Annotated in this window: 12 protein-coding genes; 7 read left to right on the top strand and 5 right to left on the bottom strand. The window is 65.3% G+C overall.

The annotated features are described in order from the left end of the window. Nucleotide 1: 1 nt before the first annotated feature. Both JEY66_RS30855 and JEY66_RS30860 read right to left on the bottom strand, forming a co-directional pair. Entirely contained in the window at nucleotides 2-988 is a 987-nt protein-coding gene (locus JEY66_RS30855) for a phosphotransferase family protein (RefSeq protein WP_018270542.1), read from the bottom strand. Beyond that, complete coding sequence (locus tag JEY66_RS30860; RefSeq protein ID WP_018270541.1) at nucleotides 985-1,776, bottom strand: enoyl-CoA hydratase/isomerase; 792 nt, start codon at nucleotides 1,774-1,776, stop codon at nucleotides 985-987. Before JEY66_RS30860 ends, JEY66_RS30855 begins: the two co-directional genes overlap by 4 nt. Before the next feature lie 151 nt (nucleotides 1,777-1,927). On the opposite strand from JEY66_RS30860, the gene JEY66_RS30865 reads away from it, so the two are divergent. From JEY66_RS30865 to JEY66_RS30885, 5 genes are all read left to right on the top strand, one after another. Continuing rightward, a complete protein-coding gene (locus JEY66_RS30865; RefSeq protein WP_016845858.1) occupies nucleotides 1,928-2,710 on the top strand; it encodes an SDR family NAD(P)-dependent oxidoreductase in 783 nt (260 codons plus the stop codon). Between the two features lie 345 nt (nucleotides 2,711-3,055). Next, nucleotides 3,056-3,433: a VOC family protein gene (locus tag JEY66_RS30870; protein WP_026192489.1), complete on the top strand. Its 378-nt coding sequence runs from the start codon at nucleotides 3,056-3,058 to the stop codon at nucleotides 3,431-3,433. A gap of 269 nt (nucleotides 3,434-3,702) precedes the next feature. Then, a complete protein-coding gene (locus JEY66_RS30875) occupies nucleotides 3,703-4,977 on the top strand; it encodes an acyl-CoA dehydrogenase family protein (protein WP_018270539.1) in 1,275 nt (424 codons plus the stop codon). A gap of 288 nt (nucleotides 4,978-5,265) precedes the next feature. After that, nucleotides 5,266-5,883: a flavin reductase family protein gene (locus JEY66_RS30880; RefSeq protein ID WP_018270538.1), complete on the top strand. Its 618-nt coding sequence runs from the start codon at nucleotides 5,266-5,268 to the stop codon at nucleotides 5,881-5,883. A 13-nt stretch (nucleotides 5,884-5,896) separates the two neighbouring features. Next, nucleotides 5,897-6,172, top strand: a complete 276-nt coding sequence (locus JEY66_RS30885) for a GNAT family N-acetyltransferase (protein WP_018270537.1) — start codon at nucleotides 5,897-5,899, stop codon at nucleotides 6,170-6,172. 69 nt (nucleotides 6,173-6,241) lie between these two features. Here JEY66_RS30885 and yghU read toward each other — a convergent pair whose 3' ends face one another. Then, nucleotides 6,242-7,117: a glutathione-dependent disulfide-bond oxidoreductase gene (gene yghU / locus JEY66_RS30890; protein WP_018270536.1), complete on the bottom strand. Its 876-nt coding sequence runs from the start codon at nucleotides 7,115-7,117 to the stop codon at nucleotides 6,242-6,244. Nucleotides 7,118-7,395: 278 nt separating this feature from the next. On the opposite strand from yghU, the gene JEY66_RS30895 reads away from it, so the two are divergent. Both JEY66_RS30895 and JEY66_RS30900 read left to right on the top strand, forming a co-directional pair. Beyond that, nucleotides 7,396-8,529, top strand: a complete 1,134-nt coding sequence (locus JEY66_RS30895; protein WP_018270535.1) for a nitronate monooxygenase — start codon at nucleotides 7,396-7,398, stop codon at nucleotides 8,527-8,529. Between the two features lie 184 nt (nucleotides 8,530-8,713). Further along, nucleotides 8,714-10,228 carry an acetyl-CoA acetyltransferase gene (locus tag JEY66_RS30900; protein WP_069276196.1) on the top strand — a complete coding sequence of 505 codons (1,515 nt, stop codon included), beginning with the start codon at nucleotides 8,714-8,716 and terminating at the stop codon, nucleotides 10,226-10,228. Between the two features lie 122 nt (nucleotides 10,229-10,350). Here JEY66_RS30900 and JEY66_RS30905 read toward each other — a convergent pair whose 3' ends face one another. Together JEY66_RS30905 and JEY66_RS30910 are read right to left on the bottom strand one after the other, a co-directional pair. Beyond that, on the bottom strand, nucleotides 10,351-11,553 hold the full coding sequence (locus JEY66_RS30905; protein ID WP_018270533.1) for an efflux RND transporter periplasmic adaptor subunit: 1,203 nt from the start codon (nucleotides 11,551-11,553) through the stop codon (nucleotides 10,351-10,353). Continuing rightward, nucleotides 11,540-14,719: an efflux RND transporter permease subunit gene (locus tag JEY66_RS30910; protein ID WP_018270532.1), complete on the bottom strand. Its 3,180-nt coding sequence runs from the start codon at nucleotides 14,717-14,719 to the stop codon at nucleotides 11,540-11,542. The genes JEY66_RS30905 and JEY66_RS30910 overlap by 14 nt, the downstream gene beginning before the upstream one ends. Nucleotides 14,720-14,772 lie beyond the last annotated feature (53 nt).

Raw genomic sequence — 14,772 nt, forward strand, 5'->3', positions numbered from 1 at the left:
CTCAACGACCTCTCGGTGCGAGTAGCCTAAGCAGATCGATCTCGGTCTCCGACGCACGCCGTCCGATCATCGCGCGCTCCATCGAGTGATCCGGGCCGCTTCGGAAGCGCTGCATCATGCCACAGCACATCACGCCCCAGCGCAGCGTGCCCATCACTTCCCAGAACATCACGCGGTCGGGGTCGGCCTTGCGGCCGGCTTCTGCATAGCCCGCGAACAGATCTTCGCGTGTGCCGAAGCCGCCGACCGGCTTGTCGATCTCGCCGAAGCGCCACGAGTTGACACAGATCCACCCCAGGTCCTCCATCGGATCGCCGGTATGCGCGAGCTCCCAGTCGAGCACCGCGCGCACCCCGTCGGGACCGATGATCAGATTGCCGTGGCGGAAATCGCCATGCACCAGCGTCGTCTCGGATGAGGGACCGGGATCGTGATCGCGCAGCCAGCGCAGCGCCAGCTCGAACACCGGCCGCGGCCAGTCGAAGCTGTGATACTCGCGGGAGAGATCCTCGATCTCCTTGGTCGCGGTCAGGCTGCGCAGCTTCGGCAGTTTGGCCTGCGGCAGACCATGGATGCCGGCGATGACGCGGCCGAGCTGGCGGGCGAGGATCGGCCGCGCGCCGGCAAATTCCTCGTCGCGCAAAATTTTTCGCGCGATGGTCTCGCCTTCGACCCGCGCCATGATGAAGCCGCGGCCAAGGCCGTCCTCCGGCCTCAAGACATGCATGACCTTCGGCGACGGCAGGCCCGCGTCATGCGCGAGCTGCATCAGCGTCGCCTCGGCATCGAGGCCGGCGGCGCGGCCCGGCGCGGCACCGTAACCCGGCGGCGCGCGGCGCAGGATCGCGCCGATAGTGCCGTTCGGGTGCACGATGTCGAACGTCCAGGTCTCCTGGCTGGCGCCGCCGGAGAGCTTTGCGGCACCGGTGACACCGGTAGCACCAGGATGAAACGAGGCGACGCAGCGGGTGAGCTCGGTCTCGATCATTTGCCTTTGAACTTCGCCGGCCGCTTCTCGAGGAACGCGGTGACACCTTCCTTGAAATCCTCGGCGCTGCCGGCAAGGCGTTGCGACTCGAATTCCAGATTGAGCTGATCCTCGAGGGTATTTTCCGGGCTGTCCCAATAGAGCTTGCGGATCAGCGACAACGCCACCGTCGGGCCGTTGGCGAGATCGTGCGCGAGCTTCATGGTTTCTTCCATCAGCGCGGCGTCGTCATAGACGCGGTTGACGAGGCCCCACTCCAGCGCCTTCTCGGCCGGCAGCCGCTCGCCGAGCAGCGACAGCTCGACCGAGCGCGCCTTGCCGATCAGCCGCGGCAACAGCCAGGTCGAGCCGCAATCCGGCACCAGGCCGATGCGGCGGAACGCCTGCAGGAAATAGGACGACCGCGCGCACAGGATGAGGTCGCCCATCAGCGCGAAGCTCATTCCGGCGCCGGCGGCCGGACCGTTCACCGCCGTCACGATCGGACAGTGCAGCTTACGCAACCGGCGCAGGAACGGATGGAACGCGGTCTCCAGCGCCGCGCCGGCATTGCTCTTGCCGGGCTTCTGCTGGTTGCGGCCCTGCAGATTGGCGCCGGTGCAGAAGGCGCGGCCCGCGCCCGTGATCACCAGGCAGCGCACCTCGTCGCGCTTGTCGTCGATCGCATCGAGCGCCTCGGCAAGCCCGCCCAGCATATCGATCGAGACCGCGTTCATGACTTCCTGGTGGTCGAGCCTGAGGATCGCGACCGATCCGTCGAAGTCGAGCGTGACATGTTTGAACTGCATGGTTTCCTCTTTACGTTGTTTCGACGGTTGGTACCGCGGTAGGTCGACGCTTCGACCCATATTTGATTTTTGTGCCGGGCTTGTCCATGGTCGGCGGCAAGCCCATCCGTGAACGCGTGATTAGCGCGCACCAAACCAAATGGAAACCCCAATGAGTGGCATCTTCGATCTCACCGGCCGCGTCGCTGTCATCACCGGCGGCAATGGCGGCATCGGCCTCGGCATCGCGCAGGCGCTGAACGCCGCCGGCTGCAACGTCTCGATCTGGGGCCGCAACGCGGAAAAAAACGCCAACGCCGCGGCCTCGATGAAGGCCGGCCCGGGCAAGGTCGCGACGCAATTCTGCGACGTCAGCGATCCCGGCTCGGTCAAGACCGCGATGAAGGCAACCCTCGACACCTTCGGCCGCGTCGACGGCTGCTTCGCCAATGCCGGCATCGGCGGCGGCGGACGAAGAGCCTTCATCGACCGCACCGAGGAGGAATGGCGCAAGATGTTCGCGACCAATCTCGACGGCGTGTTTCACGTATTCCAGGCGGCGGCACGCCACATGACCGACCGCGCCGAGGCCGGCGACAAGTTCGGCCGGCTGGTTGCGACCTCGAGCCTCGCCTCGCTGTTCGGCACTGCGCGCAACGAGCACTATGCCGGCACCAAGGCGGCGCTGAACGCGCTGTGCCGCGCGCTCGGCGTCGAGCTCGCGCGCCATGGCGTCACCGCGAACGCGATCCTGCCCGGCTGGATCAAGAGCGACATGACCGCGGGCATCATGGCCAACGACAAGTTCGTCGCCAATGTGATGCCGCGCATCCCCCTGCGCCGCTTCGGAGAGCCGAGCGATTTCGGCGGCATCGCCGTCTACATCATGAGCAAGGCGTCGTCCTATCATACGGCGGATTGCTTTGTGATCGACGGCGGGTACACGGCGTTCTAGCCCGGCTGTTGCCGCATCAACGCCGTCGTCCCGGCGAAGGCCGGGACCCATACGCCGCGGCGGATGTTGTGAACGGGACTCGTCGTACCAGCATCGCATCACAAATGACATCGGTGGTTATCGGTCCCGGCCTTCGCCGGGACGACGCTGAATATGTGGCGCGAGGTTGAGTCATACATCCGCACCCTCGCGGCGCAGTTGCGTGGCGCGGAATGACGGCCGGAGAGTGACGGGTAGAACAACGCGCGACGCCGCGTCGCTTCCGTCGCGGCAAAACTGCTGCTAGCGTTTGAGCCGCAAGGGACGCAATGAGGCGGCTTTTAACAAGCAGGGAGGATATTTCAGATGTTTTCACACGTGATGGTTGGCACCAACGATCTGGACAAGGCCAAGACGTTCTATGATGCGCTGCTTGGCACGCTCGAGGTCCGGCCGGCCCGGGTCGACGGTCACCGCATTATGTACCTCACCAAGGCCGGCATTTTCATGGTTTCCAAGCCGATCAACGGAGAACCGGCGACGCATGCCAATGGCGGTACGATCGGCTTTGCCTGTTCTTCGCCGGAACAGGTCGAAGCCTGGCACGCGGCCGGCGTCGCCAATGGCGGCAAGAGCTGCGAGGACCCGCCGGGCGTGCGGGAAGGAGGCGGCATCAAGCTCTACCTCGCCTATCTGCGCGACCTCGACGGCAACAAGATCTGCGCGATGCACCGGATGGTCTGACGATCCGGCCCCCGGCGTTTTCACTTCGTCATGCCCGGCCTTGTGCCGGGCATCCACGTCTCGATCTCTACACACAAGAAAGACGTGGATGGCCGGGACAAGCCCGGCCATGACGAGCGTGCGGAGAGAGGGCGTTCAAACAACGTTTGAAACGTCGTCGCGAAATTCCGCGATGCGGCAGAGGTGATCGGAAAAATCGGTGCTCGCGCTTGGCGTCGCACGCGTCTATTGTCCGCCGCGAAACGCGCCTTCGCGAGGGAGAAAAGACAGTGAAACATGCCTATGTGCCGCGCACCACGAACTACACGCTCAATCCGGGCGACGAGCTCAATGACCTGCGCATGTCGGACAAGGTCCGTCCGCTCTACGATCATGTGAAGCAGTTCATCCGCGACACGGTCGACCCGATGTCGGTCGAGTTCTATCGCGCCGGCGAGAAGAAGACCAACCGCTGGAGCTTCACGGACGAGCAGCTCGCGATCCTGCAGAAGGCCAAGGACAAGGCCAAGGAAGTCGGCCTCTGGAACTTCTTCCTGCCCGATGCCGAAACCGGCGAAGGCCTCAACAACCTCGACTACGCCTACATCGCCGCCGAGCTCGGCAAGAGCCCGCTGGCCTCCGAGACCATGAACTGCTCGGCGCCTGACACCGGCAACATGGAGGTGCTGGAGCGCGTCGGCACCAAGGCGCAGAAGGAGAAGTGGCTGAAGCCGCTGCTCAACGGCGAGATCCGCTCGGCCTATGCGATGACCGAGCCGAACGTCGCCTCCTCCGACGCCAAGAACATCTCGACCACCGCGAAGCTGGTCGGCGACGAGTGGGTGATCAACGGCGAGAAGTATTACATCTCCGGCGCCGGCGATCCGCGCTGCAAGATCATGATCGTGATGGTGAAGACCAATCCCGACGCCGCGCCGAGCAAACAGCAGTCGCAGATCCTGGTACCGATCGACACCCCCGGCGTCGAGATCCTCGGGCCCATGCACGTGTTCGGCCACGACCATGCGCCGCGCGGCCACATGCATCTGCGCTTCAACAATTGCAAGGTGCCGAAGGAGAACATGCTGCTCGGCGAGGGCCGCGGCTTCGAGATCTCGCAGGTCCGCCTCGGCCCGGGCCGCATCCATCACTGCATGCGCACCATCGGCAAGGCCGAGAAGGCGCTCGACATGATGGTGCAGCGTGGCCTGACGCGCGAGGCGTTCGGCAAGAAGATTGCTCATCTCGGCGGCAACATGCAGATCATCGCCCAGGCGCGTTGCGAGATCGAGGCGATGCGGCTGATGGTGCTGAAGGCGGCCAAGGCGATGGACGTGCTCGGCAACAAGGAAGCCCGGGTCTGGGTCTCGATGGTCAAGGCGATGGTGCCCGAGCGCGCCTGCAAGGTGATCGACCAGGCGATCCAGATGCACGGCGCCACCGGCATCTCGCAGTGGTCGCCGCTCGGCGAAATGTACCAGGACGTCCGCCATCTCCGCTTCGCCGACGGTCCGGACGAAGTGCACTGGATGGTGGTCGGCCGCCACGAGCTGAGCATGCCGTAGCCTATCTTCCCCTTCTCCCCGCGTGCGGGGAGAAGGTCGGGATGAGGGGCCGCCTCCGCAAGCACGGTGAGAGATCATCTCGCGGAGAATCCCCTCACCCGGATCGCATCTGACGATGCGATCCGACCTCTCCCCGCAGGCGGGGCGAGGTAAGGGAAGAGCGCTCCAAGGAACAAACAAGCAAGTCTGCAAGGCGGGTTCGCGCGAGCGTAACCCGCCTTTTGCTTTGCGGTCCGCTCGCGGCCGGTTACCCTTCGCTAACCTGCTCTACGAACTTCCGGACATCCCATGGAATATTCCCCAAGCGACCTCACCCAGCGCGAACGTTACAAGGTGCTGACCTCCTTCGTGCTGCCGCGGCCGATCGCCTGGGTGACGAGCCAGGGCGCGGACGGCGTGGTCAACGCAGCGCCGTTCTCGTTCTTCAACGTGTTCTGCGAGGATCCGCCGCTCTGCATGTTCGCGGTCAACCGCAGGCCGGACGGCCGCGAGAAGGACACCCTGGTCAACATCCAGCGCCTCGGCGAGTTCGTGGTCAACCTCACCGACGAGCCGCTGGCGCGCGCGATGCACGAGACGAGCGGCGACTTCCCGCCCGAGATCGGCGAGCCCGATTATCTCGGATTGAAGCTCGCGCCCTCAAGCAGGATCGCGGTGCCCCGGCTTGCGGATGCGCCGTTCGCGATGGAGTGCAAGACCTGGAAGCTGATCGACGTCAATGGCGACCGCCAGCTCATCATGGGCGAAGGCATCCATTTCCATATCCGCGACGAGTTGTGGGACCGCGAGGCGATGCGCGTCTACATGGAGCGCTACCACCCGATCGGCCGCATGTTCGCCGACCGCTACTGCCGCACCGACGACCGCGTGGTGTTTCCCGCGGCTGAGGGCGCAAAGACGAAATAACAAGGACAAGACAATGAGCGAAACATTCCGCGACAACGAAGCGCAGAGCCGGTTCGAGCTCGCCGTCGACGGTGCCACCGCCTTCGTGGTCTACCGCAAGACGCCGGACACGATCACGCTGGTTCACACCGAGGTGCCGGCGGAGCTCGGCGGCCGCGGCATCGGCTCCAAGCTCGCGCGCGCGACACTCTACGCCGTCCGCGCGCAGGGCATCAAGCTCGTGGTGAAATGCGAATTCATCCAGGGCTTCATGAAGAAGCATCCGGAGTATGACGATCTGTTGGGTTGACCGCAGGGCGAGTTGGCAAAGCGTGTCATTTCATCATGGCCGGGACAAGCCCGGCCATGACGCGTTTCGTTACGATGCCGCCTGCTCGATCTTGTCCTGCGTCCTGGTCTCGAAATCGCTGGCCTCGTGGCGCTCGTGGAGCTGGCTCGACGGCTCGCCCCAAGTGCGGTTGACCATCCGGCCGCGCTTCACCGCCGGCCTTGCTGCGATCGCATCGGTCCAGCGCTGCACGTTCTTGTAGTCCTGCACCGAGAGGAATTCGCCGCCGCCATAGAGCAGGCCCTTGGCAAGGCTGCCGTACCAGGGCCACACCGCCATGTCGGCGATGGTGTAGACATCGCCCGCGAGATACTCATTGTTGGCGAGCCGGCGGTCGAGCACGTCGAGCTGGCGCTTCACCTCCATCGCGAAGCGGTCGATGGCGTATTCGATCTTGGTCGGCGCATAGGCATAGAAATGCCCGAAGCCGCCGCCGAGATAGGGCGCGGCGCCCATCTGCCAGAACAGCCAGGAGAAGGTTTCGGCACGGGTCTTGACGTCGGTCGGCAGGAACGCACCGAATTTTTCTGCGAGGTAAACCAGGATCGAGCCCGACTCGAACACCCTGATCGGCTCCTTCCCGCTGCGGTCCATCAGCGCCGGGATCTTCGAATTCGGATTGACCGCGACGAAGCCGCTGCCGAATTGGTTGCCGTCGATCTTGATCAGCCAGGCGTCATACTCCGCGCCCTTGTGACCCGCCGCCAGCAGCTCTTCCAGCATCACGGTGACCTTGACGCCGTTCGGCGTCGCCAGCGAGTAGAGTTGCAGCGGATGGCGGCCGACCGGCAGTTCCTTGTCGTGGGTGGGACCGGCGATCGGCCGGTTGATGCTGGCGAAGCGCCCGCCGCTCTCCTTGTTCCAGGTCCAGACCTTCGGCGGCTCGTAGGCAGAAATGTCATTCACGTCGTTGGCTCCCGATTCATGTTCTTGCCGGGTGGCGCGGCGGCCGCCGTGCCCATCCCATGTCCGCACTAGATGGTGCGCAGGCTGCGCTTTGCCCACCCCGCACGATCGCATTTTCTATCCAGCGGAATGCACGGCGAGGGATGCAGCCGAAGCAGCGCCTGCACGCAAGATCGCCGTGGCCGAAACCCGCTTGGCTTCGCTGACCGTGATGCGCTAGCGTTGCAGGGGCTGATGCCAACAAGCACAAGAAGCAGCCGCCGGGAGAGAACCAGTCCATGAAATCACCGATCTGCGACATGCTGGGGATAGACTTCCCCCTGCTCGCCTTCAGCCATTGCCGCGACGTGGTGGCGGCGGTCAGCCGCGCCGGCGGCTTCGGCGTGCTCGGCGCGACGGCGCATTCGCCGGAGACGCTGGAGCAGGAGTTGAAGTGGATCGACGCGCATGTCGACGACAAGCCCTATGGCATCGACGTGCTGATCCCTGAAAACATCTCGACCGCGGGCGAGAAAAACGTAACCTGGAAGAGCCTCGAGGCGCGCGTCTCGCAGGAGCATCGCGACTTCACCCGCAATCTGCTGAAGAAATACGATATCGAGCTGACCAGCCGCAACGTCGCCGACAACCAGCCGCAGCCGTTCGACGCCGAGACCGCGCTGCAATTGCTCGAGGTTTCGTTCCGGCATCCGATCAGGCTGATCGCGAATGCGCTCGGCGTGCCGCCGAAGGCGATGATCGAGATGGGCCGCAAGCATGGTGTGCCGGTGGCGGCATTGGTCGGCTCCAAGGAGCACGCGCTGCGCCAGGTTGCGGCCGGTGTCGATATCCTGGTAGCGCAAGGCACCGAGGCCGGCGGGCATTGCGGCGAGGTGTCGACCATGGTGCTGGTGCCCGAGGTGATCAAGGCGGTCAAGAGGATCCGCGACGTGCCGGTGCTCGCCGCCGGCGGCATCATGACCGGCAGCCAGATGGCGGCCTGCATGGCAATGGGTGCGGCCGGCGCCTGGACCGGCTCGGTGTGGCTGGCCACGGTGGAATCGGAGACCTCGGAGATCTTCCGCGCGAAGATGATCGCGGCCTCCTCGCGTGACGCGGTGCGCTCGAAGGGCCGCACCGGCAAGCCGGCGCGGCAGCTCCGCTCGGTCTGGACCGACGCGTGGGACCGCTCGCCGGAGAGCCCCGGCGCGCTGCCGATGCCGCTGCAAAGCATCATCAGCCGCGACGCCTTCAACGCCATCGACCGCTCGGCTGCGGCCGGCAACGAGAAGGCCCGCGACCTCGTCAGCTATTTCGTCGGCCAGGGCGTCGGCCTGGTCGACAGCGTCAAATCGGCCGGCGCCGTGGTGCAGGAGTTCAAGGAAGAGTTCATCGAGGCCGTCGAGCACATGAACGCGCTGGTGGCGGAGTAGAGTACGTGGCCCATCCTTCGAGGCTCGCCCTACGGCGCTGAAGCGCCGCAGGGCTCGCACCTCAGGATGACGGCGTGCCCGTAGCCGTCACCCCCGCGCAACGGCGAAGCCGTTGTCGCTGGAGGTGCGAGCGCAGCGAGCCTCGAAGGGCGGCGGCGTACCAAAGAAAGTGAAGCAAGAAGAAATGACCACATCTCACATCCCCGAAGACCGCATTCCCGTCATCGTCGGCGTCGGCGAGATCGTCGATCGCCCAAAGGACATCGCCGCCGGCCTCGAGCCGCTCACCTTGCTGGAGGAGGCGCTGAAGCGCGCCGAGGCGGATAGCGGCGCCAGGCTGCTGTCCGAGGTGCAGTCGCTCGACGTCGTCAACTTCCTGAGCTGGCGTTACCGCGATCCCGAGAAGCAGCTGGCGCAGCGGCTCGGCATTGCGCCCGCGCATCTCTATTACGGCCCGGTCGGCGGCGAGAGCCCGATCCGGTATCTGCACGAGGCCGCGCAACGTATCGCGCGCGGCGAATGCAGCGTTGCCGCGGTCTGCGGCGCGGAGGCGCAGTCGACCGCGACCAAGGCGCAGCGTGCCGGCGTCGAGCTGCCGTGGACGCCATTCGCTCATGACGTGGAAGAGCCGAAGCGCGGCGCCGCATTCCAGAAACCGATGGCCGTTGCGCTCGGCGTGTTCAGGCCGATCACGGTCTATCCGCTCTATGAGTCTGCAACATCGGCGCATTGGGGCCAGACGCCGCGCGAGGCGCTGAAGGAATCCGGCGAGTTGTGGTCGACCTATGCGCGCGTCGCCGCCGACAATCCGAACTCGTGGCTGAAGAAGACGTTCACCGGCGACGAGATCACCACGGCCACGCCCGACAACCGGATGATCGCCTGGCCGTATACAAAGCTGATGGTGGCGAACCCGACGGTGAACATGGGTGGTGCGCTGATCCTGACCAGCCTCGCGAAAGCGCGCGCGGCCGGCGTGCCGGAGGAAAAACTGATCTATCCGCTCGGCGGCGCCTCGGCGGAGGAGCCGCGCGACTACCTGATCCGCGACCAGTTCGTCGAAAGCCACGCGCAGACCGCGGTGCTGAAGGCGGTGATGGATCTCGTCGGCGGCGACGGCAGAAAGTTCGACGCGATCGAGCTCTACAGCTGCTTCCCCTGTGTGCCGAAGATGGCGCGCCGGACGCTCGGCCTTGGGCCCGACGTGCAGCCGACCGTGACGGGGGGGCTTACGTTCTTCGGCGCGCCGCTCAACACTTACATGACGCACTCGGCCTGCGCGATGGTGCGCAAGCTCCGCAGCGGCGGCACGCTCGGCCTGCTCTACGGCCAGGGCGGCTTCGTCACCAAGCATCATGGCCTCGTGTTGTCGCGCGCGGCGCCGAACGTCGCGCTCAAGCAGGACACCAGCGTGCAGGCGGAGGCCGACCGCAACAGGCGCAACGTGCCGGACTTCACCGCAGAGGCTGTGGGAAAAGGCCAGGTCGAGGCCTTCACCGTGATCTATCGCGCCAACGGCGAGGTCGAGCACGGCGTCACCATGCTGCTCACAGAGGACGGCCGCCGCACGCTCGGCCGCATCCCGGCGAGCGACACGGCGACGCTGGCCTATCTGCAGGACATGGATCGTACGCCGGTCGGCACTAGAGGCAACATCGTCACCGCCGGTGACGGCATGCTGGAATGGCGGGTGGGCTGACCCACCAACGCTGTCATGGCCGGGCTTGTCCCGGCTATCCACGTCTTTGCCTCATGAAGGAAAGTAAGACGTGGATGCCCGGGCCAAGCCCGGGCATGACGAAGTAAAGGGCGGCTTGTGCCCTACCCCTTCACGTCCTGCTTTTCGGACGCCGTGGTCGGCTTGCCCTTGGCGCCGGCACCGGTGACGCGCACATGGTCGCCGTCGGCGAGTCCGTCCGGCGGGGCGGTGATGATGCGGTCGTCGGGCGCAAGGCCGGTGGCGATCTCGATCTCCTTGCCGAGGTCGCGGCCGATCTTCACGGTCTTGAACAGCACCTTGTCGTCAGGACCGACGGTTGCGACCCGCAGGCCGCTGCTGTTGAAGATCAGCGCGCTGGCGGGAATGCTGAGCGGCGTGGATTCGCGCTGCAGGTTCAGCTTCACGCTGGCATAGCTGCCCGGCATCAATTCGCCGGAGGAGTTGTCGAGCCCGAGTTGCATCCGCGTCGTGCCGGAGGCGACATCGACCGCCTGCGAGGAGGCTTCCACCGTCGCCTGGAAGGTGCGGTTCGGGTAATCCGGCAGTACCAGCGTGGCCTTGGCACCGATCTTGATCGCCGGGACGTAATTCTGCGGCACGTTGACATAGACGCGCAGCTTGGTGATGTCCGAGATCGTGAACATCGCCGGGCCCGAGTTACCGCCGGCGTTGATCAGCGCGCCGACGTCGGTGTCGCGCGAGGTCACCACGCCGTCGAACGGCGCCGTGATCTTCTTGTAGCCGGCGAGCGCTTCCAGCCGCTCGACATTGGCCTGGCCGGCCTTGACCGCACCGTTCTTGTTGGAAAGGTCGGCAGTGCGCTCGTCGATCTCCTGGGCGGAGACGAAGTTCGAGGCCACCAGCGTCTTGCGCCGGTTCAGCGTGGCCTCGGAGAGCTTGGCGGACGCCTGGGCGCTGGCGAGATCGGCGCGCGCCTGCAGCAATTGCTGGTCGAGGTCGGGCGCCTCGATCTCGGCGATCACCTGGCCGGCCTTGACGCGAGCGCCGATGTCGGCGTCCCAGTTCTTGAGATAGCCGGACACCCGGGCATAGATCGGCGCGCGGGAGTAGGCCTCGAGCCGGCCTGGCAGGTCGATCGTGGGGCTCAGCGCCTTGGCATTGGGCAGCGCCACCGCGACCGTCGGAATGGCCTGGTCGTCGGTCCATTCCTTCAGCCGTGTGTCCTGTTCCTCACGGGCGCGGATCCCGGTGCCGACGATCAGGCCCGCCCCGACCAGGGCCACCACGCCGAAGATGCCCAGCTTCCGGCGTGAGACCGGGGGGCGCTGTTCAGTGGGCGGCATGCGGAATCTCCGATGAGGCGGCGGCTTTGGCGCCTTGCTTCTTGTGTACCATACTGAATACCACGGGAACAAACATCAGGGTCGCGAAGGTGGCGAAGATCAGGCCGCCGATCACGGCCCGGCCCAAGGGCGCGTTCTGCTCGCCGCCCTCGCCGAGCCCCAGCGCCATCGGCGCCATGCCGATGATCATGGCGAGCGCGGTCATCAGCACCGGGCGGAACCGGACGAAGCCGGCTTCCAGGGCCGCCGCGACGGGATCGCCGAGTTCCTCATAGCGCTCGCGGGCGAAGCTGATCACGAGCACGCTGTTGGCGGTCGCCACGCCCATGCACATGATGGCGCCGGTGAGCGCCGGGACCGACAGCGTGGTCTCCGTCGTAAACAGCATCCAGACGATGCCGGCGAGCGCAGCGGGCAGCGCTGTGATGATCACGAACGGGTCCGACCAGGACTGGAAGTTCACAACGATCAGGAAGTAGATCAAGACGACGGCGCCGAGCAGGCCGAACAAGAGGCCGGTGAAGGCCGAGTTCATGGTCTGCACCTGGCCGAGCAGCACCACGGACGTGCCCTTCGGCACCTCCTTGGCGGTGTCGGCGATCAGCTTGCGCACGTCGGTCGCGACGCCGCCGAGATCGCGGCCTTGCGTCGTGGCGTAGATCTGCACCAGCGACTGGATGTCATATTGCGACACCACCGCGCTCGAGGTCGCGCGCTTGATGTCGGCGATGCCGCCGAGGATCGGCGCCTGGGTGTTGCCGGTCGCGGTGATCGGCAGGGTCTGCAGCGCGCTCAGCGAGTCGATCTGGTATTGCGGCGTCTGCATCACGATCGAATACGACACGCCGTTGTCGGGATTGAGGTAATAGGTCGGCGCCACCTGCGAGGAGCCGGCGAGGTTGACCACCAGCGAGTTGGTGACGTCGCGCTCGGTCAGGCCGACATATTGCGCGCGGGTGCGATCGACATCGATGTTGAAGGTCGGGTTGTTCGGCGACTGCTGGATCCGCGCATCGGCGATGCCGGGAATCCGCTTGATCCCGGCCAGCAGCTTGTTGGCATAGGCGAAGTTGGCCTCGAGATTGGCGCCGCGGATCTGCAAATCGATCGGCGCCGGCGCGCCGAAGTTCAGGATCTGGCTGACGATGTCGGCCGGCAGGAACGCGAAGCTGGTGCCCGGGAACAGCCGCGGCAATTGCTCGCGCAGCGTGCGGACGTGTTCCTCGGTCGGCTTGTGGCCTTCCTTCAGGCGGATCTGGATATCGCCGTCCTGCGGACCGATCACGCCGGTGTTGTTGTAGGTCATGTTGATGCCGGAGATCGGCATGCCGATATTGTCGGTCATGGTCTCGATCTCGCCGGGCACCAGCTTGCGGATCGCCTTCTGGATGTCGGCGAGCTGGTTGGCGGTCTCCTCGACGCGGGTGCCGACCTGGGTGCGGACATGCATCAGGATGTTGCCGGCGTCGACCGACGGGAAGAAGTTGCGCCCGAGGAACGGCACCAAGAGGAACGACGCGGCGACGACCGCGAGGAAGCAGCTCACGAACACCGTGCGGTGACCAAGCGCCATCGCGAGCAAGCCGCGATAGCCGCTGCGGATGCGCTCGAACCGCGCCTCGAAGCCGCGCTGGAACCAGACCAGGGGATTGCGCGACTTCGGCGGCGCGCCCTCATGATGCACATGCGCCTGCAGCAAATAGTTCGCCATGGTCGGCACCAGCGTGCGCGACAGGATGAAGGACCAGATCATCGCGAACATCACCGCTTCGGCCATCGGCACGAACAGGAAGCGCGCCACGCCGGTGAGGAAGAACATCGGCACGAACACGATGCAGATACAGAGCAGCGAGACGAAGGCCGGCGTCACGATCTGGTTGGCGCCGTCGAGGATCGACTGCTCGACCGGCTTGCCCTGCTCGAGGTGATAATTGATGTTCTCGATCGTCACCGTGGCGTCGTCGACGAGGATGCCGACCGCGAGCGCGAGGCCGCCGAGCGTCATGATGTTCAGCGTCTCGCCGATCAGGGACAGCATGATGATGGCGCCGAGCACCGACAGCGGGATCGACACCGCGATGATGACGGTCGAGCGCCAGCTGCCGAGGAACAAGAGGATCATGATGCTGGTGAGCAGCGCGGCGATCACGCCCTCGAAGGCGACGCCGGTGATTGCGCCGCGGACGAACACCGACTGGTCGCCGATGAAGCCGATCTTGAGCGCATCCGGCATCTGATCCTTGACCTCGATCACCTTCTGCTTGATGCCGGAGATGATATCGAGCGTCGAGGTGGCGCCGGCCTTCAGCACCATCATCAAGACCGAGCGGTTGCCGTCGACATGGACGATGTTGGTCTGCGGCGGGTTGCCGTCGCGCACCGAGGCGACGTCCCGCACATAGACCATCGCGCCGTTGACCTGTTTGATCGGCAGGTCGCCGAGCTCCTCGAGCCGCAGCGGCGAGTTGTTGAGGTTGATGGTGTATTCGAAATTGCCGATCTTCTGCGTGCCGACCGGCGTGATCAGGTTCTGCGCGGCGAGCGCATTGGCAACGTCCTGGCCCGACAGGCCGCGCGCCTGCAGCGCGGTCGAATTGAGGTCGATCTGGACCTGACGCTGCTTGCCGCCGAACGGATACGGGATCGCAGCACCAGGCACGGTGACCAGCGGCGTGCGCAGCTGGTTGATGCCGATATCGGCGAGGTTCTGCTCGGTCAGTCCCTCGCCCGACAGCGCGACCTGGATGATCGGAACCGTCGAGGCGCTGTAGTTCAGGATCAGCGGCGGGGTCGCGCCCGGCGGCATCTGCTTGAGCAGGGTCTGCGAGATCGCGGTGACCTGCGCGTTGGCGGTGCGGATGTCGACGTTGGGCTGGAAGAAGATCTTGATGATGCCGACGCCGTTATAGGAATTGGCGACGATGTGCTCGATGTCGTTGACGGTCGTGGTCAGCGCGCGCTGGAACGGCGTGGTGATGCGGCCGGACATCTGGTCCGGCGGCAGGCCGGTGTACTGCCAGACCACGCCGATCACGGGGATGCGGATGTCCGGGAAGATGTCGGTCGGCGTGCGCAACGCCGCCAGCGGTCCGATAATCAGCAGCAGGATCGCGAGCACGACGAAAGTATATGGCCGGCTCAGCGCGATACGGACCAGTGCGATCATAAAAGAAGCGTTCCCGAAATGAAGCCCGCCCAGGCAGAGGAATCGACATTGCA

The sequence above is a fragment of the Bradyrhizobium elkanii USDA 76 genome (genome assembly GCF_023278185.1).
GTDB classification, from domain to species: domain Bacteria; phylum Pseudomonadota; class Alphaproteobacteria; order Rhizobiales; family Xanthobacteraceae; genus Bradyrhizobium; species Bradyrhizobium elkanii.